At 55.3% G+C, this 20021-nt stretch carries 20 protein-coding genes; 12 read left to right on the top strand and 8 right to left on the bottom strand.

The features are described 5' to 3' along the window. Positions 1-60: 60 nt before the first annotated feature. The 4 genes from F3J39_RS11535 to F3J39_RS11520 all read left to right on the top strand — a co-directional run bounded on the left by F3J39_RS11535 (position 61) and on the right by F3J39_RS11520 (position 5195). Positions 61-2283: an iron ABC transporter permease gene (locus F3J39_RS11535; protein ID WP_166714209.1), complete on the top strand. Its 2223-nt coding sequence runs from the start codon at positions 61-63 to the stop codon at positions 2281-2283. Next, positions 2280-3341: an ABC transporter ATP-binding protein gene (locus F3J39_RS11530; RefSeq protein WP_166714208.1), complete on the top strand. Its 1062-nt coding sequence runs from the start codon at positions 2280-2282 to the stop codon at positions 3339-3341. The genes F3J39_RS11535 and F3J39_RS11530 overlap by 4 nt, the downstream gene beginning before the upstream one ends. A 14-nt stretch (positions 3342-3355) precedes the next feature. Then, a complete protein-coding gene (locus F3J39_RS11525) occupies positions 3356-4156 on the top strand; it encodes an inositol monophosphatase family protein (protein ID WP_040113590.1) in 801 nt (266 codons plus the stop codon). Between the two features lie 271 nt (positions 4157-4427). Then, the gene (locus F3J39_RS11520; protein WP_040113588.1) at positions 4428-5195 is read left to right on the top strand and encodes an N-acetylmuramoyl-L-alanine amidase; all 768 of its coding nucleotides are present in this window, start codon (positions 4428-4430) and stop codon (positions 5193-5195) included. Between the two features lie 40 nt (positions 5196-5235). On the opposite strand, the gene F3J39_RS11515 is transcribed toward F3J39_RS11520, so the two are convergent. Then, on the bottom strand, positions 5236-5874 hold the full coding sequence (locus F3J39_RS11515; protein ID WP_040113586.1) for a LysE family transporter: 639 nt from the start codon (positions 5872-5874) through the stop codon (positions 5236-5238). Between the two features lie 263 nt (positions 5875-6137). Here F3J39_RS11515 and F3J39_RS11510 point away from each other — a divergent pair, with 263 nt between their 5' ends. Continuing rightward, a complete protein-coding gene (locus tag F3J39_RS11510; protein ID WP_071668379.1) occupies positions 6138-7256 on the top strand; it encodes a lactonase family protein in 1119 nt (372 codons plus the stop codon). A 4-nt stretch (positions 7257-7260) separates the two neighbouring features. Here F3J39_RS11510 and F3J39_RS11505 read toward each other — a convergent pair whose 3' ends face one another. Further along, positions 7261-8163 carry a LysR family transcriptional regulator gene (locus F3J39_RS11505; RefSeq protein ID WP_040113582.1) on the bottom strand — a complete coding sequence of 301 codons (903 nt, stop codon included), beginning with the start codon at positions 8161-8163 and terminating at the stop codon, positions 7261-7263. Positions 8164-8264: 101 nt separating this feature from the next. Here F3J39_RS11505 and F3J39_RS11500 point away from each other — a divergent pair, with 101 nt between their 5' ends. The 5 genes from F3J39_RS11500 (at position 8265) to F3J39_RS11480 (ending at position 11823) form a co-directional block, all read left to right on the top strand. After that, positions 8265-9332 carry an SDR family oxidoreductase gene (locus tag F3J39_RS11500; protein WP_071668378.1) on the top strand — a complete coding sequence of 356 codons (1068 nt, stop codon included), beginning with the start codon at positions 8265-8267 and terminating at the stop codon, positions 9330-9332. Between the two features lie 240 nt (positions 9333-9572). After that, entirely contained in the window at positions 9573-9728 is a 156-nt protein-coding gene (locus F3J39_RS11495) for a hypothetical protein (protein ID WP_158249873.1), read from the top strand. Positions 9729-10044: 316 nt separating this feature from the next. After that, positions 10045-10596 carry an NlpC/P60 family protein gene (locus F3J39_RS11490; protein WP_040113578.1) on the top strand — a complete coding sequence of 184 codons (552 nt, stop codon included), beginning with the start codon at positions 10045-10047 and terminating at the stop codon, positions 10594-10596. A 374-nt stretch (positions 10597-10970) separates the two neighbouring features. Further along, positions 10971-11186 (top strand): YdgH/BhsA/McbA-like domain containing protein, encoded by a 216-nt coding sequence (locus tag F3J39_RS11485; protein ID WP_040113576.1) that lies wholly within the window; start codon positions 10971-10973, stop codon positions 11184-11186. A gap of 424 nt (positions 11187-11610) precedes the next feature. After that, positions 11611-11823: a hypothetical protein gene (locus F3J39_RS11480; RefSeq protein WP_040113892.1), complete on the top strand. Its 213-nt coding sequence runs from the start codon at positions 11611-11613 to the stop codon at positions 11821-11823. Positions 11824-11865: 42 nt separating this feature from the next. Here the strand turns inward: F3J39_RS11480 and F3J39_RS11475 are convergent, their stop codons facing one another. From F3J39_RS11475 to F3J39_RS11465, 3 genes are all read right to left on the bottom strand, one after another. Then, the gene (locus tag F3J39_RS11475; RefSeq protein WP_166714207.1) at positions 11866-12144 is read right to left on the bottom strand and encodes a VF530 family protein; all 279 of its coding nucleotides are present in this window, start codon (positions 12142-12144) and stop codon (positions 11866-11868) included. Positions 12145-12234: 90 nt separating this feature from the next. After that, complete coding sequence (gene blc, locus F3J39_RS11470; protein WP_040113572.1) at positions 12235-12762, bottom strand: outer membrane lipoprotein Blc; 528 nt, start codon at positions 12760-12762, stop codon at positions 12235-12237. A 111-nt stretch (positions 12763-12873) separates the two neighbouring features. Continuing rightward, positions 12874-13557 carry a hypothetical protein gene (locus F3J39_RS11465; RefSeq protein ID WP_247648260.1) on the bottom strand — a complete coding sequence of 228 codons (684 nt, stop codon included), beginning with the start codon at positions 13555-13557 and terminating at the stop codon, positions 12874-12876. Between the two features lie 212 nt (positions 13558-13769). Here F3J39_RS11465 and F3J39_RS11460 point away from each other — a divergent pair, with 212 nt between their 5' ends. Beyond that, a complete protein-coding gene (locus tag F3J39_RS11460) occupies positions 13770-14606 on the top strand; it encodes a substrate-binding domain-containing protein (protein WP_104085808.1) in 837 nt (278 codons plus the stop codon). 44 nt (positions 14607-14650) lie between these two features. On the opposite strand, the gene F3J39_RS11455 is transcribed toward F3J39_RS11460, so the two are convergent. Next, complete coding sequence (locus F3J39_RS11455) at positions 14651-16978, bottom strand: FdhF/YdeP family oxidoreductase (protein WP_166714205.1); 2328 nt, start codon at positions 16976-16978, stop codon at positions 14651-14653. A gap of 217 nt (positions 16979-17195) precedes the next feature. Here F3J39_RS11455 and F3J39_RS11450 point away from each other — a divergent pair, with 217 nt between their 5' ends. Further along, on the top strand, positions 17196-18392 hold the full coding sequence (locus tag F3J39_RS11450) for an FAD-dependent oxidoreductase (RefSeq protein ID WP_166714204.1): 1197 nt from the start codon (positions 17196-17198) through the stop codon (positions 18390-18392). 178 nt (positions 18393-18570) lie between these two features. On the opposite strand, the gene F3J39_RS11445 is transcribed toward F3J39_RS11450, so the two are convergent. Continuing rightward, positions 18571-18858: a DUF1330 domain-containing protein gene (locus F3J39_RS11445; protein ID WP_040113562.1), complete on the bottom strand. Its 288-nt coding sequence runs from the start codon at positions 18856-18858 to the stop codon at positions 18571-18573. Between the two features lie 2 nt (positions 18859-18860). After that, complete coding sequence (locus F3J39_RS11440; RefSeq protein WP_150017094.1) at positions 18861-19538, bottom strand: GntR family transcriptional regulator; 678 nt, start codon at positions 19536-19538, stop codon at positions 18861-18863. Positions 19539-20021 lie beyond the last annotated feature (483 nt).

The raw sequence follows: 20021 nt of genomic DNA, 5'->3' as shown, positions 1-20021 counted from the left end.
ACAGATATTCCGGGCTGGTGCAGATCGCGCCAGCCCGCTCCCTCCCGTTCGAGGTGTTATATGAATGCACATAATCGCCGTCTGACAGGCGCTCTGCTATCGGGGGCCGTAGCGCTGGCGCTGCTGCCCTGGTACAGCCTGGAAGCGGGTTTTTTTGATACCGGCTGGATCCTGTCGCTCTGGCGTGATGAGGCCAGCGCGCCGGCGCTGTGGCAGCTCGCGGCACATCCGTGGCTGTGGGGCGCGCTGACGCTCTGGCTGTTATGCGGTGTCAGTGGCCTGCTGCCGGGCAGACAGCGCAGCGCGCTGCTGCTGTTATTCAGCGCGCTGGGGATTCTGTTTCTGGTGATTGAGGGCCATGCCATTGGCTACAGCGGCTGGAACTGGCTGTGGCTGGAGAATCAGTTTGGCACGCTGGAACAGGGGCAGCCTGCAATGGGAGCTGGCGCAATTTTACTGCTGACCACCTTTCTGCTGCTTTTTGCCTTTGCGCTGGCCGAGCGCGGCGTGCTGAGAGGAGATGCCTTTGTGGTGGCAGCGCTGGTGCTGATCACCGCGCTGGTCAGCGTATTTGTGCTCTACCCGGTGCTGAGTATGTTTGTGGTCTCCGTACAGGACGTTGACGGCAGCTTTCAACCCGATGGCCTGTTAGCTAACCTGCATGATCCCTCAATCTGGAGCCTCTCCTGTCTGGCGGGCGGCAGCTGCGGGACAGCCTGGCGCACGCTCTGGCTGGCGCTGATGACGGCGACCGGCTCCACGCTGCTGGGGCTCGCTTTCGCGCTCGCCGCCACGCGCACGCCGCTGCCCTGTAAAAAAGCGCTGCGCATGCTGACCATTCTGCCCATTATCACGCCACCGTTTGTTATCGGACTGGCGCTGATCCTGCTGTTTGGCCGTTCGGGAGTGGTGACAGAACATCTGGCCGCGCTGTTTGGCATAGAGCCCGGTCGCTGGCTCTATGGCCTGACCGGGATCTGGATCGCGCAGGTGCTCTCTTTTACACCCATCGCTTTTCTGGTGCTGATTGGCGTAGCCGAGGGCGTCAGCCCCTCGCTGGAAGAGGCGTCGCAGACGCTGCGTGCCGATCGCTGGCGCACCTTCAGCCGCGTTTCGCTGCCGCTGATGGCGCCGGGCCTGGCAAACGCCTTTCTGATCAGCTTCATCGAAAGCATGGCCGATTTCGGCAACCCGATGGTGCTGGGTGGCAGCCACGGCGTGCTCTCGACAGAAATTTTCTTCTCGGTGGTAGGCGCCCAGAACGATCCGAGCCGCGCGGCGGTGCTGGCGATGATCCTGCTCTGCTTCACGCTGGCGGCCTTTGTGCTGCAGCGCCTGTGGCTGGGGGGCAAAAACTTTGCCACCGTAACCGGCAAAGGGGATGGTGGCCAGCACAGCCAGCTGCCGCGGCTGCTGCGCGGCGGCGTCTATGGGCTGGTGATCCCGTGGGGCCTCTTTACCCTGGTGGTCTACGGCATGATTCTGGTCGGAGGTTTTGTGCAGTCGTGGGGCCTGAACAGTGCGCTGACGATTGAGCACTACGTGCGCGCTTTCCGCGTGAGCATCAGCGACGGACACCTGCTGTGGAGCGGGGTGGCATGGAACTCCTTCTGGACCACGCTGGAGATAGCGCTGATCGCCGCGCCGCTCACCGCAATTGTCGGGCTGCTGACCGCCTGGCTGATTGTGCGCCAGAAGTTTGCCGGGCGGCAGACGTTTGAGTTTCTGCTGATGCTGAGCTTTGCCATTCCCGGTACGGTTATCGGCGTAAGCTATGTTATGGCTTATAACCTGCCGCCGCTGGAGATCACCGGGACGGCGATGATCCTGATCGCCTGTTTTGTCTTCCGTAATATGCCGGTGGGCGTGCGCGGCGGCATTGCCGCCATGAGCCAGCTCGATAAAAGTCTGGATGAAGCGTCGCTGACGCTGGGTGCCAGCAGTTTCCGCACGCTGCGCAAAGTGGTACTGCCCCTGCTGAAACCGGCCATCAGCGCCGCGCTGGTCTACGCCTTTGTGCGCGCGATTACCTCTATCAGCGCCGTGATTTTCCTTGTCAGCGCGCAGTACAACATGGCGACGTCCTACATCGTTGGCCTGGTGGAGAACGGAGAATATGGTGTGGCTATCGCGTACTCCACCGTACTGATCTTTGTCATGCTGCTGATTATTGGCCTGTTCCAGTGGCTGGTGGGTGAGCGCCGGCTGCGCCGCGTGGCGCGCCCGGTAGATGTCGCCGCTCCGCCCGTTGCTCCATCCTTAACCCAGGAGAGTGCTGTATGAGTGCCATCAAAGCAGGTTCCGTTGTATTTGAACACGTCACTAAGCGTTTTGCCGGGTTTAACGCGCTGCCGGATCTCTCGCTCACCGTGGAGCCGGGTACGCTGGTAACGCTGCTGGGTCCTTCCGGCTGCGGTAAAACCACGACGCTGCGCCTGCTCGCCGGGCTGGAACATCCTACCTCCGGACGGATACTGATTGGCGGGAAAGACGTCACCCATCTGCCCGCTAACGAACGCGATGTGGCGATGGTTTTTCAAAGCTACGCGCTGTTCCCCCATATGAGCGCGCTGGAAAATATCATGTACGGGCTGCAGTCGTCCGGGATGACGAAGCGTGAGGCGCAGGATCGCGCGCGTGAAGGCCTGAAACTGGTAGGACTGGAGAGTCAGGGACAGCGTCTGCCTTCAGAATTGTCAGGTGGCCAGCAGCAGCGCATTGCGGTGGCGCGCGCGCTGGTGCTGGAGCCGCAGGTGCTGTTGCTGGATGAGCCGCTTTCTAACCTGGATGAACGGCTGCGTCGCCGGGTGCGGACCGATATCCGTGATTTGCAGCAGCGGCTTGGCTTTACGGCAGTGTATGTCACGCACGATCAGGAGGAGGCGCTGGCGGTATCCGACAAAATTATTGTCATGAAAGAGGGAGATATCGCTCAGCAGGGCACGCCGGAAACGCTCTATCGCAGTCCGGCCTCCGAGTTTATTGCCGATTTTATGGGAGAGGCGAATATCCTGCCGTGTGAAGTTGAAGAGGTCGCAGAGAGTGAGGCGCTGATTCGGCTGGGAAATCAGCGCTATCGCGTGCCGGACAACGGCGTCCTCGCCGGCACCGCCCGTCTCTCCGTGCGCCCGCAGTTTATTACGCTCAGCACTCACCGCGCCGGGGCGCTGACGGGGGAGATCACGCACTGCACCTGGTTGGGCGACCATATCGAATATGAAGTGACCACTGAGCTGGGCGCCTTGTTTATCGTCGATGCACAGATGGAGCAGCAGCTGCCGCTGGCGGCACGGGTCGGCGTCGATTTCAAACCACAGGGGCTGGCTCTGATTGCCGGCTGACAAGAGGAAGCGTCATGAGTGAGACAGTAAGCAGTGCGCTACAAGCGCGACGGGAGCTGGCTGAGCAGGTTGCGCGGGCGGGGGGTGAAAAGGCTCTGGCCTGGTTCCGGCAGCGCGATTCGCTGGTGGTGGAAACGAAATACGATCTGCAGGATGTGGTCTCACGCGCCGATCGTGAAGTTGAGCAGCTGATAGCAGAGCAGATCCGCCTCCGGTTTCCGCAGGATGGTTTTCTGGGAGAGGAGTATGGCCTGCAGCCTGGTTCGTCAGGTTATACCTGGGTGGTTGACCCTATCGATGGCACCAGCCCGTTTCTGAACGGTATGCCTAACTGGTGCGTGTCGGTGGCCGTACTGCACGAGGGAATACCGGTGGTTGGCATTATTTATGCGCCGGTTTATGAAGAGTGTTATGCCGCCTCCCTCGGCGCTGGCGCCACGCTGAATGGCACAACACTGCAGGTTGATCCCGCACGCACTTTGCAGAATCACGTGACAGGTTTTGGTGCAAACAGCCACGTCAGCCCGGAAGAGGTGGGCAGGCTGCTCGCGTCGCTGCTGGCGGCGGGCGGCAACTTTATCCGTATTGGCTCAGGCGCTCTGATGCTGGCCTGGGTCGCTGCAGGACGGGTGGTAGGCTATTTTGAACCCTATATGCACGCCTGGGATTGTCTGGCGGGATATTGTCTGGTGAAAGAGGCGGGAGGCTGGTATCACCCGTTTAATACCGAAGGCGATCGCCTGCTGAAAGGCGCTCAGGTGCTGGCAGTGGCGCCAGGCGCTGAAACCGAGCTCAGGCAGATTGCCGGCGTGTAACTACCGTTAGCGGATGCAAATTATTGCATCCGTTTTTTAACGTAACCGGAACGCTGGTATGCCAGCATACTGCATCAGTAAATATCCGATTCATCAGGCTATTTTTTATTAATAAAAATACAACAAGAAAATATAGCGTAAAGGCGTGAAATAGCGCTTAAAAAACTCCGTAATTAATATTGTATAAATTTGTCATCGCAAACCTTCGTTTTATTTTTGTTTAATATAGATGCTATAAAAATGATTTCTCTTACACGAAAAGGAGAATATCATGATTAAAATTGATTATAACAGCTATCGTTCTGTAAAAGGCTTTAACCGCCGCGTACGCTTTCTTATTATGCATTACACTGCATTAAATTTTAACGGTTCAGTGAATGCGCTAACGGGCGCTTCCGTCAGCGCCCACTATCTGGTCCCGGATTTTACAGACAAAACGTATATCGACGCCGGATTTACCGATGAACGTATATTTAACCTGGTGGATGAGCACGAGCGCGCATGGCATGCCGGCGTCAGCACATGGGCCGGACGAACAAATATTAATGACTCATCCATCGGCATAGAAATTGTTAATGAGGCTAAAAGTAGCAGTGAAGGATTTATTTTTCCTCCTTATCCCGACAGTCAAATCGAGGCGATAATTTCTCTGGCATATAATATTCTGCAGCGTTATCCCGATATTACACCTACGCAGGTAGTAGGGCACAGCGATATTGCTCCGGGTCGCAAAAGCGATCCGGGCGCAAGCTTTCCGTGGCAGCGATTATATGAAGCGGGCGTGGGTGCCTGGTATGATGAAAGTACGAAACAGATGTATAGGGAGCGTTTTGCTGCCGGATTGCCGGATAAAAATGAAATTATCAGCAAATTTAAAACATATGGCTATAACACGCAGGAGGCTGCATCCGCTCACGGCTATCGTGTGCTGGTCAGGGCGTTTCAGCTGCATTTTCGTCAGCAGGATTATGCGGGCGTAATGGATGCAGAAACGGCCGCAATCCTCTATGCGCTGGTAGATAAATATTTTGCTGGCTAACAGGCGCTGCTCTGCCGCACAGATAGCGGCAGAGCACGCTTCAGGATATGACAAACTCCTGATACCCGGAGTAGATCACATACACCGCGAAATAGCTGAAAATCAGCGCTGAGGCGAGATAAGAGAGCCTCAGCAGCTTCCCACCCAGCATTTTGCCGCCCAGCGCGCCGGTCAGGCAAATCACGCCGCTCCAGAGCAAACCTGCAATAAAGAAGCCGCTCAGGAATTCTGCCGTGGCGCCTGCTCCCTGGTTACCCATACGCGCAATCAGCGCGCCGCCCACGCTGGCAAACCAGAGAATGGCGGTAGGCGATGACATTGCCAGCACCACTCCGCGCCGGAATTCCCGTGACAGCGGCTGTCGGGGCGCGGTTTCAGCTGCCGGCATGGCAACAGACTTTATCAGCGCGGCGTAAAGCATACGCCCGGCAAACCCGATCAGTAGCAGGCCACCGCCAATCCATAATGCCCAGCGCACAGGCGCAAATTGCAGCACCATAGCCATACCCGCCAGCGCCAGCAGGGCATAGATCAAATCGCCAATGCAGGTGCCGACACCCAGCCAGAAACCCTGCAGAAAACCACGCTGCATCGCCAGGGTCAGCATGGCGATATTGGCAAGACCAATATCGAGACATAAGGAGAGGCTAAGCAAAAATCCATTTGAAAACGGCAACATAGATCCGTCCCGGGCAGTAAAAAAGCTATTAAATCATCTCTGGCAGGCAGTGTTAATCGCAGAATCAGATTGTTGACTAACTCCTATAGACGGCTTGCAGAATCGTTGCCAGATTGTCCGTTTCCTGACTACGCTGTATCACACCTCTGGTCTGCAGGATAAACATAACGATGTCTATACCTTTCAAACCCGCTGCGTCTGGCGCATTGACGCCGCTTTCCGTAGCACTGTCACTGGCTCTTTTTACTTTTGGGGGAAATGTAATGGCACAAAATAGCGAAGATCAAATCGCCCTGGTGGGCACCTGGACCAGCGTGCCTGATGCTCCGGCGGCTGAAAAACCGGCGCAGCCAAGCGAGGGGCTCTACCGGCTGAAGCTGAACCGTGACGGCACGCTTACTCCGCTGGATGTGGTGAAGATGAAGAGTCCGTCATGGCTGGTGAAATCTGCCGACGGGCGTTTTCTCTATACCACCAACGAAGAGAAGGCAGGCAGCGTAACCGCACTGTCGGTTGCGGCTGATGGCACCGTAAAAGTGATCAACACGATAACCAGCCACGGCGATGAGCCAACACACGCCACGCTCAGCCCCGATGGCCGCTATCTGCTGGTCGCCAACTATTCCGGTAATAAAGGCGGTGCAGGCATTGCCGTACTGCCGGTGAACCAGGATGGATCGCTGGGTGCGCCGGTGCAGCACTTTCCGTTTGCTGAAGGCAGCGGCGTCGTGGACGAGCGTCAGGAGAGCGGACATGCTCATTCAGTCACGTTTACGCCGGATGGAAAGACGCTTTATGCCGCTGACCTGGGGGGTGACAAGCTTTATGCTTATCGCTACGACGCGCATTCAGCCACGCCGCTGCAGCCGGATCCGGCACGCGACATGACCTTTTCACCCGGTGCCGGGCCGCGTCATATGGTATTTTCAGCCGATGGTCACTACGCCTGGGTCATTGCAGAAATGGCGGCGGTGGTCGAAACCTGGCGGTTTACGGGAGAAAAACCGGAACGCATTGCGAGTACGGACATAGCGCCCGATAACGCTACGGCGGATCAGAGAAGCGGCGGCGCAATCATGCTCAGCCCGCAGGGCAAATTTCTGATTGTGTCCAACCGCGGTTCGCATAACCATCTGCTGGTATTCCGGATTGGGCGTGACGGCAAACCGGAGGCGCCCGTACGCTACCCGGCAGGCGGCATTGAGCCGCGGGCGTTATCTTTTGACGCCACCGGCCGCTATCTGTACGTGACCAATGTCTTCACTAACGCCATTTCGCTGTTTTCTTTCGACGAAGAGAGCGGCGAGCTGGAGGCGAAAGGGAAGGCGGCAGAAATTGCCACGCCAACTGATATCAAATTTGTGACCACAGAACGTCCCTGAGCGGCTAACGGATAGGCAATTGTTCAAGCGCCGTCAGCAGCGCATCAACTTTCGGTAACAGCTGCTTGCGGCGCGGCCAGATCAGCGACAGCGCAAAGCCGTCTGGCTGCTGCTGTGGGAGAATAATTTCGAGCTCGCCACGCTGCAGCGGCCCGGCGATGAGCCAGGAGGGCATCTGCGCCACGCCTAATCCGGCACAGACTGCCTGCACCTGTGCATCCACATCGCCCAGCGCCATACGATGCGGGACATTACGCCAGTAAGCGTGCCCCTCTGCGGTAGTCAGCAGCCAGGGCTTGGTGGTGCCATCAACCCGTTCATACATTACCGCCGGATGCAGCAGCAGCTCATTTTCCGTTGCGGGATAGCCGTGATGTGCCAGATAGTCCGGCGCTGCGCAAAATACCATACGTTCACGCCCGAGATGACGGCAGCCCAGTGACGCGGGCAGATCCGGCGAGCCGCCGATGCGCACGGCCAGATCGATTCCCTCCTCAAACAGATCGATAAAGCGATCGGAAAACGTCAGGCTTAGCTCCACTTCCGCGTGCTGCTGGCAAAAAGCGATCAGCAGCGGCATCACCGCCAGCCGGCCGTAGGTGCTGGGCAGGGCCAGTCGCAGGCGCCCTGACGGGATCGTTCGCTGCGCGGCCAGTACCGATTCCGCTTCGGCCAGCTCCTCCATGACGCGCAGGCAGGTCTGATAGTAGGCGCTGCCGGCATCGGTCAGCTTCAGACTGCGCGTGGTGCGCTCCAGCAGGCGTGAGCCGAGACGCGTTTCCAGCCGGGTAACGCTTTTACTGATCGCTGAACCGGTCAGATGCAGCCGCTGCGCCGCCGCAGCAAAGCTGCCGCATTCCACGCTGGCAACAAAAGGAACAATATCTTTCAGGCGATGATCGTGCATCTATTCATGAACTCAATTCAGAAATGAAGTGAATTTTTACCAGAGATAAGAACTCATTTCTCTATTAGGCTAAATATTAATAAACCGACGGGAGGATAATGATGAAAAAACAGGCACTCATTGTAGGGATCAGTGGCGTTATCGGACGTGCGCTGGCAGAACAGCTGCAGAAAGAGGGCTGGGACGTTACCGGCTTATCGCGCGGACGTGGTGCAGTACCGGATGGCTGCCGTAGCCTGACTGCTGACCTTACCGACAGCGACGCGGTACGCGATGCGCTGGCGCAGGAAAAACCCGATGCGCTGTTTTTCAGCGTCTGGGCACGTCAGGAAAATGAGAAAGAGAACATTCGCGTTAATGGCGGCATGGTGCGTAACGTCATTGAGGCGCTGGGCGAACGGCTGCAGGGTGCTCACGTGGCGCTGGTAACCGGCCTTAAGCACTATCTGGGGCCTTTTGAAGCCTATGGTAAAGGAGCCGTACCGGTTACGCCGTTCCGCGAAGAGCAGGGCCGCCAGCCGGTAGATAACTTCTATTATGCTCAGGAGGATGAGCTGTTTGCCGGGGCCGAAAAATATGATTATCGCTGGAGCGTGCACCGTCCGCACACCATCGTCGGCTTTGCGCTGGGTAATGCGATGAATATGGGCCAGACGCTGGCCGTCTATGCCACCCTGTGCCGTGAGAAAGGCTGGCCGTTTATCTTCCCCGGCTCGCCTGAGCAGTGGAATGGTTTGGTCGATGTGACGGATGCTGGTTTGCTGGCTGAGCAGCTGGTCTGGGCGGCTACAGCAGAAGGCGCAGCGAATCAGGACTTTAACGCAGTAAACGGCGACGTTTTCCGCTGGAACTGGATGTGGCCGCAGCTGGCAGCCTATTTTGGTATCGAAGCTGCAGACTTGCCGGCTCAGACGCTGCCGCTGGAAGAGAGAATGCAGGAGGCGGCTGAAATCTGGCAGGAGATCGCTGCACGCTATCAGTTACGTGAGGCGGATATCAGTAAGCTGGCGTCATGGTGGCATACCGATGCCGATCTCGGTCGCCCGATGGAAGTGTTTACAGATATGAGCAAAAGCCGCAAAGCAGGTTTTACCGGCTATCGTTCGTCCGTTGACTCTTTTATCCAGCTGTTCGATCGCCTCAAAGCGGAAAATATCATCCCGCGCTGATGCACTCAGGTTCTGCCGCCGCCTCTGGCGAGCGGCAGACGTTGCGCATAAACGCTATTTTTTACCGCACTGTTTTTATTTTGTAAAACTGACGTGCCTGGTCTGTTTTCAGCCTGTGAAGTTACGTGCAAAACGCACAAATGCCTTAAGCCAGCGGCAGATTAGTGCGGTTCGTTTATTTATTTTTAGTACCAGATCCTTACAATAACCCGCTGATACATTTCACCAGGTTATTGCGTTATGACAACACTTCTGAAAAACAACAACAGTGACACACAGCAACTTTTGGCCGTCATCGAACATGCTGTCAGCGATCCGGTTCCGCTGGTTCAGTCTCTGCCTGAGAATTTCTGGCAGCAAATTGAGTCGCTGGCCGTCGCCGCTGCAGAAGAGTAGCGATTGAGTCCCGGCTGGCTGTCAGAGTTAACCGGGACATCCTCTTTATCACTTCACAAGACGGCTGAAATTTTTCTTTTCCCTCCTCCTCTTTTCTCAAACACCCGCTAAAATTAGCTCGTTCAGCACGCGCGACCCACGGCTCCTGTCAAAATTACTGTTTATCCTGTTTTTATACGTATAAACATGATGTTACCTTTATGTAAATTAAGGTAAATAACAGGGAGAGAGTGAGGATTTTCCCGCTGCGGGTTTAACTGTGCTGCTTTTTTACGGTATAAATCTTTCACCAATAAGCCGGGCGAAACGACAACCCATGACTATCACCGCAAGCCGTACTCTTTTTACCAGTCTGCTGCTCTTTACGCTGGCTGGATGCGCGAAAAAGCATCATGAAGCGCCTCCGCCTGACAGCGCTGAAATGAATCTCTCTGGTGATAAACAGCCCGATTTAATCCCGGTTATTGCTGCACTGCACGATCAGATGCACTCCTGGCAGGGCACAAAATATCAGTGGGGCGGCACGCAGCTCTCCGGCGTGGACTGTTCAGGCTTTGTCTGGCGCACGCTGAAAGATCGCTTTAATATTCCGATGGAGCGCGTGACGACACGTGAACTCATCGCCATGGGCAAGCCGGTCGATCAGGCCCATCTGCAGCCGGGCGATCTGGTCTTTTTCCGCATCAGGCATGAGCTGCATGTGGGCTTCTATGATACTGACCGCCAGTTCCTGCATGCGTCGGTGAGTCAGGGTGTGATGCGTTCATCCCTCAACAATCCTTACTGGAAGTCTGTCTATCTCCAGGCGCGGCGACTGCCCCGCGAACAGGGTTCGCAAATCAGCTTCAACTATAAAAACAAAGTCTGAGCGCTACCTGCTTCTCTGATCCAGGAATAACAGCCGCCCCCCTCTCCGCCTGCTGAGAAAAACCGCCTGATGGCGGTTTTTTTACGCCTGTTTTTATTCAAAAAATATGAACATAAACGGCAAAATGCTTAGCTTTTAAACTCTCCTCAACACCTTTATTCTCTCTTCATCGCAACAGAGGCAGCGCTGATAACGTTTCCGGAGTGATTCTCCACCTGCTTTTTTAAGTGAAATAAACTGCTTGACTTGCTTGTGAATTTAGTTAGCAAGATCACAGTAACAGCATTAATTATCAAAATGTATATAGTTTACAGTGTTACTATATTTCTCATCAAAGGCGTGCGGCCTTTAAAACAGATATTAAGGAAAAGATTATGAAAACCATGAAAGCTCTCTCAATTGCTGCTGTAACCGCTCTGACCCTGGTATCCGGCGCAAGCTTTGCACAGAGCATCTCTGTGACCTCCGGTACGCTGGATGGTGCAGAAGCGAAAATTGCCGCTCAGGCGCAGGAGCAGGGCGCGCAGTACAAAATTACTGAAGCCAATACAAACAACCGTGTGCATATGACCGCTGAGCTCTATAAATAATCTGGCGTGAATAAGCGTTAAGGCCGCCTTCGGGCGGCTTTGCTGTTCTTGTGGTTAAAAAATAACCAATCAATGGCGGCGTATCTGCCATGCGGCCTGCAGAAGGTTATCCACAGGTTTGCGCCTGCTCTTTTCACGCGGAATGTGGATAAACCCGCAAGCATAATCCACTCTCTTTGTCAGGTAAGACGCACGTTTAACTGTGCCAGGCCGATCTATCTATTCGCCTCATTTTTATTCTATTTTATTCCCTGACTGCAGAACGCATAGCAATGACACGCTTCAACGTGAAATTTAACCTTTAGTAACTTATTTCTGGTTACACATTATTGCGGCGCAACTCAGGTAATTCATTCGATATTCCGGAATTTCATTACTATATTCAGCATGAATGCAATCTGCATTTATTTTCGGGGATAAGAATATGCGTAAAATAGCGTTTGCTTTATTAACTGCCGGCGTGCTGTTATCAGCGACTGCTCAGGTTCAGGCTAAAGGCTGTCTGAAAGGGGCTGCGGTAGGCGGTGTGGCAGGGCATCTTAAGCATCACGGTGTAGCCGGTGCGGCAGCAGGATGTGCAGTAGGTCATCACATGGCGAATAAAAAAGAGAAAGAAGCGAATAAAAATACGCAGTAATACTTATTGGGCAGGGCGCTATTTAGCCCTGCCTGAGCGCGCTCAGTGCTTCTCTTTATTTCCCTGCGTCCACGGATTAAATCTGGCGTCAGCAAGATCTTTCTCAGGCTGTTCAGTTAACATCTCCCGATAGAGCGCTTCAACTTCTGTACGCGCCCAGGGTGTACGTCGCAAAAATTTAAGGCTCGACTTTATACTGGGATCGCTTTTAAAGCAGTTGATATTGATCTTTTTTGCCAGTTCTGCCCAGCCGTAATGTTCTGCCAGCGCAGTCACTATCATTTCCAGCGTTACGCCGTGCAGAGGGTCATTTGAATGCATATCAGGTTGCGTCTCACAGGGCAAAAAGGGGCGCCAAGGTTACCGTAAACATACGGTAACCGCAAACCACCCCGCGGTGAAACGTGTTTGTCAGGATTGATCGACCCAGATGAGTTTATCGGTGGCAAAGCCCAGCTCCCTGGCAAGATTAACGTAGTCACGTTTAACCTGCTCCGGGATCTGCGGCTGGCGCGACAGTATCCACAAGTAGCTGCGATTCGGGCCGCTGACCAGCGCATACTGATAATCTTCATCCAGCGCGATAACGTTGTAGCCGCCGTAAAAAGGCCCGAAGAACGAAACCTTTAGCGCCGCAACGTCAGAGCGTCCGGTGAAATAGGCTTTACCCTCGCTTTCACTCCAGGATTTCTTCTCCGGATCGTAACCGCGATTGATAACAACCAGTCCGCCATCGCTGCGCTTTTTATACGTGGCGGTCACGTGATCTTTACCACGCTCAAAGCGATGATCGAGACGCGCAATTTCATACCACTTGCCCAGATAGCGCTGTGCATCAAAACCGGTAACCGGCTTAACACCTTTGGGCGGGGTAGGCGATTTGCAGGCCACCAGCGTCAGTGAAAGCGCGGTGACAGCAACCAGAGGCCAAATCTTCATTGTCTCTCCTTACACAACATCGTAAAAATCCCATGCTGAGTATAGTTAAGGATTGACGAGGCGTGGCGGGCGCGGGCAGATGCGTTCCGCTCGCGCCTTTGCCTGCAAGGACTATGGCGTTTTCTCGTCGTCCGCCGGGAACTGAGGTTCATCAATGGCAATCGACTTACCGGACTTCAGCAGCTGAATATCGAGCATGACGTAAGTCATGGTGGTGATAAACAGAGAGATAACGCTGCCAATAACGCCGCTGGTGGTAAAGGTAAAGAAGTTATACATCACTACCCAGGTGACACAGATAAACAGCGCCAGCGCTACGCTGATAGCGGACTGTGAATAATTGGTCGTGCGCGCGCCCATTTCGTTGATCTGCATACTGAGGTTGCACCCTGTGTATTTCTCAAGTACCCAGATGCCCTGGTCCCAGCTGCGCAGACGACGCGCGCTGCCGCGTGTCACAAACAGAAACAGCAGTGAGATAAACAGGCCTGAGAAAGCGATCAGCACCGGTACTGCCGCCAGAGCATAAGCGATACTTTTATGCAGCGAATCCTGTGCCAGACCGGTGAGATCCAGGGTTAACGACGCGCCGAGTACGCCATATAAAAACAGAAACAGCACCAGATAGAGCGCGTTACGTTTCCAGTCGAGATCGGCTTCGTGGTTTTTCTGCTGACGAGCGATAACCAGAGCCTGCTGCAGGCGCTGCGCTTCAGCAGAGCTGGCGTCGATGGTGTCAGGTTCACTGCCCAGCAGTCGGTGGATAAAAGGCCGATCGGCCGGATCGATAATCATGTGCATAAGGGTTCCGCAAACAGAAGATAAGTGGCAACAGTGTAACAGTTGCCGGCTCGAAGTGATCGTTAAGGCGCGGCTGAAAGCCGTCCGGTGCACCGGTCTTAATCAGAGCGTACCGCCGGTTGTTGGCGATAGCGCATTATTCGGGTAACGTGGAATACTCACCGTTTTATTCATCAGGCCAGCCTGGACTGGCAGGAGCCTCTTTGATGTCAGCTTCCTCTTCACTTGTCGCGCTGATCTGTCGCGCGCCTGAAAATGCGGCAACCGCGCGTCAGCTCAGCGCATTCAGCGCTCAGCTCAACAAACGCGGCATGGTCAGCCTATTGATTCATGCGCAGTCACGCGAGGAGCTGCAGCAGGCGCTGCATAATGCCGCCGCGCTGCCGGTTACGCATCTGCTGTATCTCTCATCTGTCTGCGACGATGAGCAGACTCTGGCCGCAGAGATCCTGCCTGCGGTCGCGCAGCTTCATGCTGATGCACTGGCCAGCGATCGCTACAGCGCCGGCGAAGCGCTCGCCCTGCTGCTGCTTTCGCAGGGGCATCAGCGGACAGGCTTTATGCACGCCGGTGACACGCCGGCTATAAGCCAGCAGCTGGCAGGCGTGAATGCCGCTTTGCAGACGCAGGAGAAAGAGATACAGCTTTTACTGACGGCCGGCAGTGAGCAGCGCGAAGCGGCGTATCAAAGTATGATGACCTACCTGAAGAAAACCCGTGCCGCTGAACGTATTAACGCGCTGGTGTGCAGCAGCGATGAGCTGGCGTTTGGCGCGCTACAGGCCGTGCGTGATTTTGGTCAGGGTGCGCACGTGGCGGTAACGGGCTATGGCAGCGTGCCCGAAGCGGCAACATCCACCTGGCATCTTACCCGCTGGGCACCGCGCAGCGAGTTACAGATCGCAGAAACGCTGAACCGGTTACTGGAGCAGCGTGCTGACAGCAGCGTCTGGCAGCAGGGTGCACTGGAAGTGCGGCATTCCCATCAGGGAAAATATATCCCGGGCGAAATGTCGCAATGTGGCTGCGCGATTCGCCACTAAAGCGCGGCTCCGGACAGCATGAATGCGTATCCGGAGCCCTGCACTTAACGCAGCACGCCGCTGTTGTCAGCCTGCGCGGCACCGGAAGGCTCAATCACCACCGGAATACTTTTATACGCGGGAATACCGCTTTGCGTATCGTGGCTGTCGAGCGGCACCATGATATTCGCTTCCGGATAGTAAGCGGCTACCGAACCGGGCGCCATGTCATAAATCACGAGGGTCAGGTTCTCCATACGGCGCTGCGTGCGGTTGCCCTGCGGATCGAGCGCGGTCATATTGACCGTATCGCCGGAGCGCAGCTGCCGGCTCTCCGCTTCATCGGCAGAAATAAAGAGTACGTCGCGCCGGCCGGTAATGCCGCGATAACGATCGTTCAGCCCGTAAAGCGTCGTGTTGTATTGATCGTGACTGCGCAGCGTGGTCAGCACCAGATCGTGACACTGTAGCGAACGCGGATCCTCATTGATGCCCTGCATCACTTTAAACTGCGCGCGCTTCGACGGCGTCAGCCAGACACGTTCAGAAGCCGCGTTGTACAGGCGGAAACCGCCAGGCTGCATTACGCGCTGGTTAAAGTTCTCAAAAGCGGGGAAGACGGCCTCAATCGCATCACGAATGTTACTGTAGTCGCTGACCATTTTATCCCAGTTTACGCGGGAAGCCGGCAGCGTCGCTTTTGCCAGCCCTGCTACCAGCGCCGGTTCCGATTTTAGATGCGGCGAGGCAGGCTCCAGCGTGCCGCGCGAGGCGTGCACCATCGACATCGAATCTTCCACGGTGACGCTCTGATCGCCCGACGCCTGGCGATCCCGCTCCGTGCGGCCCAGCACAGGCAGCAGGTAACTATGTTTAGCCATCAACAGATGAGAGCGGTTGAGCTTCGTCGCCATATGCACCACCAGATCGAGCTTGCGCATCGCTTCAAAGGTGATTTGCGGATCGGAGATCGCTTCAGCAAGGTTGCCGCCCAGGCAAAGCAGCGCCTTTGAGCGTCCGTCACGAATCGCCTGAATCGCCGCCACCGCGCCGTGCCCGTGCTGCTGCGGGGGCGTGAAGCCAAAGACCTTCTGCAGACTGTCCAGCAGCGTCTGCGAGGGGATCTCTGTAATGCCCACGGTGCGATCGCCCTGTACGTTGGAGTGTCCGCGCAGCGGGCAGATGCCTGCGCCGCGCCGGCCAATATTGCCGCGCAGCAGTAGCAGGTTCGCAATCTGCTGCACATTTTGCGTGCCGTACTGATGCTGGGTGATGCCCATTCCGTAGCAGATAATGGTGTTTTCCGCGGCGGCGTAGAGGTGGGCAATATTCTGGATTTCGGCGATATCCATGCCGGAGACTTTCAGAATATGATCCCAGCTGGTGTCATCCAGATCCGCTTTCAGCGCCGCGAAGCCTTCAGTATGTTCACGGATAAACGTCTCATCCAGAACCGGCGGCTCGCCGGCTTCAAGCGCGTTATCATGCATAGCCAGCAGCGTTTTCATCACCCCTTTGAGCATGGCCGCATCGCCGCCAACGCGCACTTTATAGTAGGTTGAGGCCAGCTGCGTGGACCCCATCGAGAGCATTTCAATCGGGCTTTGCGGAGAGGTAAAACGCTCCAGCCCGCGCTCGCGCAGCGGGTTAATGGCCACAATTTTTGCACCACGCTTAGAGACCTCCCGCAGCGTCCCCAGCATACGCGGATGGTTGGTGCCAGGGTTGTGACCAATACAGATCACCAGATCGGCGTGATCGAAATCCTCCAGCTCTACCGTGCCTTTGCCGACGCCGATGGATTCAGGCAGGCCTACGCTGGTGGGCTCATGGCACATATTGGAGCAGTCGGGAAAATTGTTGGTGCCATATTCGCGGGCAAACAGCTGCCAGAGAAAGGCCGCTTCATTGGAAGCGCGTCCGGAAGTATAAAATTCCACGCTATCGGGATCGTCATAACCGCGCAGCAGCGCGCCAATCTCCTGCAGCGCGGTTTCCCACTCAATGGGCTGATAAGTATCGCTGACGGCATCATATTTCATCGGATGCGTGAGCCGGCCTTCACCTTCCAGTTCAAACGCGCTGCGCTGCCAGAGTTCGCTGACGGTGTGCGCGGCGAAAAAGGCGGGCGTGGTGCGTTTGCTGGTCGCTTCCCAGGAGACAGCTTTGGCACCATTTTCACAAAACTCAAACGACGAGGCGTGACGCGGATCGGGCCAGGCGCAGCCCGGACAGTCAAATCCCTCCGGCTGATTGACCTTAAATAACGCAATCACATCCTGTTTCACCGCCATCTGACGGCGAATGGCATCTGCTACCGCTTTCAGTGCACCCCAGCCGCCAGCTGAGCCGCCATAAGGTTTAATGCCGACATCCCGATTCTGCTCTTTCATGGCTGCTTATCTCGCGTAAAAAATTATCTCATAAGCCTGGAATAAGCTGCCGGGTCCGCAAGGAAACTATTTAAAACAGGTTATTTTAATGTTTACAGAATATTGCAGCGCTGCGATTGCTAAACGGGCATATAAGCGCATCGGATTCTCGCCTTACCGCTATAACATGCTATATAAATGATAATTATTATCAGTAAATTGATGCGGAACTGACAGAATGCACAACGGTAAAACTCTCCATACTGACTGCTGTATTGCAGGCGGCGGTCCGGCCGGATTGATGCTGGGATACCTGCTGGCGCGTGCCGGCGTAAATGTGATTGTGATTGAAAAACATGCTGACTTTTTGCGTGATTTTCGCGGTGACACTATTCATCCTTCAACGCTGGAAGTGATGCACCAGCTTGGTCTGCTGGATGAGCTGTTAACGCTGCCGCATCAGCGGGCTGAAAAGCTGCAGGCGGAAGTGGGTGGGGAAGAGATCACCATGGCGGACTTTTCCCGCCTGCCGGTGCGCTGCCGTTTTATCGCCTTTATGCCGCAGTGGGATTTTCTTGATTTTCTGGCGCGCAAAGCCCGCGCGTATGACAATTTTACGCTGCTGCAGGAGACCGGCTTTGCTGACTTTATCAGAGAGGGCGACCGGGTTACCGGCCTGACGACGTTACAGGGAGAGACTATTCACGCACCGCTTGTGATCGGGGCTGATGGTCGTCACTCACAGGTACGTGCTAAAGCCGGATTGACCAGCCAGAGTTTTGGCGCACCGCGTGACGTGCTGTGGTTTTCACTCCCTAAGCTTCCCGACGATCCGGCGCTCGGCATGGGCCATAAAGGACCGAAGCAGAATTTTATTGTGATCGATCGCGGTGACTACTGGCAGTGCGGCTATACCATCGAAAAAGGTGAGTTTGAGCGGCTCAAAACGGGCGATGTCGCTGCATTTATTACGCGGCTTGCTGAGGTGGCCCCCTTTAGCGAAGCACGGCTTCAGGTGCTGACGCACTGGGAGATGTTTCACCTGCTGTCGATCCGGATCGATCGGCTCGACAGCTGGTGCCGGGCAGGGGTACTTTGCATCGGAGATGCGGCGCATGCGATGTCGCCCATCGGTGGCGTAGGGGTGAATCTGGCTATCCAGGATGCGGTGGCCACCGCTAATCTGCTCACGCCTTCACTGCTCAGGGGAAGGGTGAGCCTGAAAACGCTACAGAAAGTCCAGCGGCGGCGTCAGTTTCCGACGGTTGCCACGCAGTTTCTGCAGATAAAGATGAGCAGTAAAAAACGCACGCGCAGCGCGCCGTCAAAAGTGCCGCAGTTCATCAGCCGCTACCCGTTCCTGCGTCACCTGTTTGGGCGTCTTATCGGACTGGGATTTCGCCCGGAACGCCCGCGTCTGACCGGCAAAGTCTGAATTACAGACAAAAAAAAGCCCGCGAGGCGGGCAGGCGAACGATAACCGGTAAACTTTCTCGTCAGCAACGCATTGCTGTTTAGCGTCACTATAATAGCAACGTTTCAGCGAACGTACGAATTTTGTTCGATGAGTTAATTTTGCTGAACAGATAAGTAATTTATGCAGCCGGGCCGGTTCAGGCTAATCCTTCGGTAATGACAATCGTTGCGTCAGCAATATCAGCGCGCGCAGCACGCGCCTGCTGATATTCGGGTGAGTGGTAACACGCCACGGCCGTCTGATAATCGGGAAACGCGATTAACACATGCCGGCCATAGCTCTCGCCTTCCAGCGTCAGCGCCTGCTCGCTCCGCGCGAGAAATGTTGCCTGATATTTATTAAAGGCCGCCGGTGCAAGATCCCGGTAACGCTGATAGCGCTCAGCATCATGCACCGTCACGTGTGCTATCCAGTAAGCGGTCATGGTTACTCCTCCGTTGTCAGAATCGTTTTTGCCAGCTGCGCAGCTTCCGTCAGATGCTGTATCACCGCTTCTCTGGCCTGCTGCGGATCGCTGGCTTCAACTGCTGCACAGATACGCGACATACGTTCAAATCCGGCAACCTGGCGTTCAGGGCTGCGCAGCGTCATGGCGCGCAGCCGGCTGATACGGCTGTTGAGCCGCTGCACGATTTCCCAGGCGATATGATGCTCCGCAATCGAAAACAGCGTTTCATAAAACGCCTGAGACGCTTCAACCCGTTCAATATCGTCATGATGTTCAGATGCTCTGGCAATTCGCATCAGCCGGGTGTGCAGCCTCTGCTTATCTTCCGCTGTGGCTTTGCGGGCGCAATCTTCTGCAGCTGCAGATTCAAGCAGCTGACGTATGCTGTAGATCTGCTGCGCAATCTCCCAGGTGAGCCGCGCCACAATAGGCCCTTTTTTAGGCAGGTTTTCGATCAGTCCTTCCGCTTCAAGATAACGGATCACTTCCCGCACCACGGTACGACTGACGCCCAGCTCATCACACAATGAGCGTTCAACCAGACGATCGCCCGCTTTAAAATAGCCTGAGATGATTGCCTGTCTTACTTTGACCAGCGCCAGTTCCCGCAGTGTCACCGGCGTGTTTTCAATCCTTAAGGAGTGAATCGCAATCATGATCTTCCCTATTGTCCCGCGTTAAGAACCGTTGCGCGAAGCCCCCTGCGCGCGCTCTTTTTTACTATTAGCACTGTTCCGGCAGTTAACGCAACGTCGCGGACGTGGCTGCAACAGAGTCTGAGGTCATAAAGCCCTCAGCGGCGCTGTGATTTAGTCTGACGCCGCCATACCCGGAATTTGTTATTGCTCACATTTTTATCACTTATCGCTGAAGTATTCCCTTTTCCCGCGCGGGCTTTAAAAATAATGCAAATTTATCAATCACATGATTTTTTTCCGCTGCGCTGGCCTGCATCACTTTTATGATGCCAGTCACACTCCGATAGCTGATTTTCTACCCGCTAAAACCTGCGCTGGCAGCACGCTAAAAATGGCCCAGGAGCGCGTCTGGCGCATCCTGGCGCATAAAAAGCAGGCAATCAAGGTGTGACTGTATGATGGTATACCATATTTTGACATCCCAAAAGCGGCGATGCTATA

This window comes from Pantoea sp. Acro-807, assembly GCF_011752675.1.
GTDB classification, from domain to species: Bacteria; Pseudomonadota; Gammaproteobacteria; order Enterobacterales; family Enterobacteriaceae; genus Pantoea; species Pantoea eucrina.
The sequence above is the reverse complement of the archived record's forward strand: the minus strand, read 5'-3'. Positions and strand labels throughout refer to the sequence as shown.

Excerpts from the sequence above, each read along its gene's own strand:
- F3J39_RS11535 (WP_166714209.1), top strand. The coding sequence starts at position 61 with ATGAATGCACATAATCGCCGTCTGACAGGCGCTCTGCTATCGGGGGCC.
- F3J39_RS11530 (WP_166714208.1), top strand. The coding sequence starts at position 2,280 with ATGAGTGCCATCAAAGCAGGTTCCGTTGTATTTGAACACGTCACTAAG.
- F3J39_RS11525 (WP_040113590.1), top strand. The coding sequence starts at position 3,356 with ATGAGTGAGACAGTAAGCAGTGCGCTACAAGCGCGACGGGAGCTGGCT.
- F3J39_RS11520 (WP_040113588.1), top strand. The coding sequence starts at position 4,428 with ATGATTAAAATTGATTATAACAGCTATCGTTCTGTAAAAGGCTTTAAC.
- F3J39_RS11515 (WP_040113586.1), bottom strand. The coding sequence starts at position 5,874 with ATGTTGCCGTTTTCAAATGGATTTTTGCTTAGCCTCTCCTTATGTCTC.
- F3J39_RS11510 (WP_071668379.1), top strand. The coding sequence starts at position 6,138 with ATGGCACAAAATAGCGAAGATCAAATCGCCCTGGTGGGCACCTGGACC.
- F3J39_RS11505 (WP_040113582.1), bottom strand. The coding sequence starts at position 8,163 with ATGCACGATCATCGCCTGAAAGATATTGTTCCTTTTGTTGCCAGCGTG.
- F3J39_RS11500 (WP_071668378.1), top strand. The coding sequence starts at position 8,265 with ATGAAAAAACAGGCACTCATTGTAGGGATCAGTGGCGTTATCGGACGT.
- F3J39_RS11495 (WP_158249873.1), top strand. The coding sequence starts at position 9,573 with ATGACAACACTTCTGAAAAACAACAACAGTGACACACAGCAACTTTTG.
- F3J39_RS11490 (WP_040113578.1), top strand. The coding sequence starts at position 10,045 with ATGACTATCACCGCAAGCCGTACTCTTTTTACCAGTCTGCTGCTCTTT.
- F3J39_RS11485 (WP_040113576.1), top strand. The coding sequence starts at position 10,971 with ATGAAAACCATGAAAGCTCTCTCAATTGCTGCTGTAACCGCTCTGACC.
- F3J39_RS11480 (WP_040113892.1), top strand. The coding sequence starts at position 11,611 with ATGCGTAAAATAGCGTTTGCTTTATTAACTGCCGGCGTGCTGTTATCA.
- F3J39_RS11475 (WP_166714207.1), bottom strand. The coding sequence starts at position 12,144 with ATGCATTCAAATGACCCTCTGCACGGCGTAACGCTGGAAATGATAGTG.
- blc (WP_040113572.1), bottom strand. The coding sequence starts at position 12,762 with ATGAAGATTTGGCCTCTGGTTGCTGTCACCGCGCTTTCACTGACGCTG.
- F3J39_RS11465 (WP_247648260.1), bottom strand. The coding sequence starts at position 13,557 with ATGATTATCGATCCGGCCGATCGGCCTTTTATCCACCGACTGCTGGGC.
- F3J39_RS11460 (WP_104085808.1), top strand. The coding sequence starts at position 13,770 with ATGTCAGCTTCCTCTTCACTTGTCGCGCTGATCTGTCGCGCGCCTGAA.
- F3J39_RS11455 (WP_166714205.1), bottom strand. The coding sequence starts at position 16,978 with ATGAAAGAGCAGAATCGGGATGTCGGCATTAAACCTTATGGCGGCTCA.
- F3J39_RS11450 (WP_166714204.1), top strand. The coding sequence starts at position 17,196 with ATGCACAACGGTAAAACTCTCCATACTGACTGCTGTATTGCAGGCGGC.
- F3J39_RS11445 (WP_040113562.1), bottom strand. The coding sequence starts at position 18,858 with ATGACCGCTTACTGGATAGCACACGTGACGGTGCATGATGCTGAGCGC.
- F3J39_RS11440 (WP_150017094.1), bottom strand. The coding sequence starts at position 19,538 with ATGATTGCGATTCACTCCTTAAGGATTGAAAACACGCCGGTGACACTG.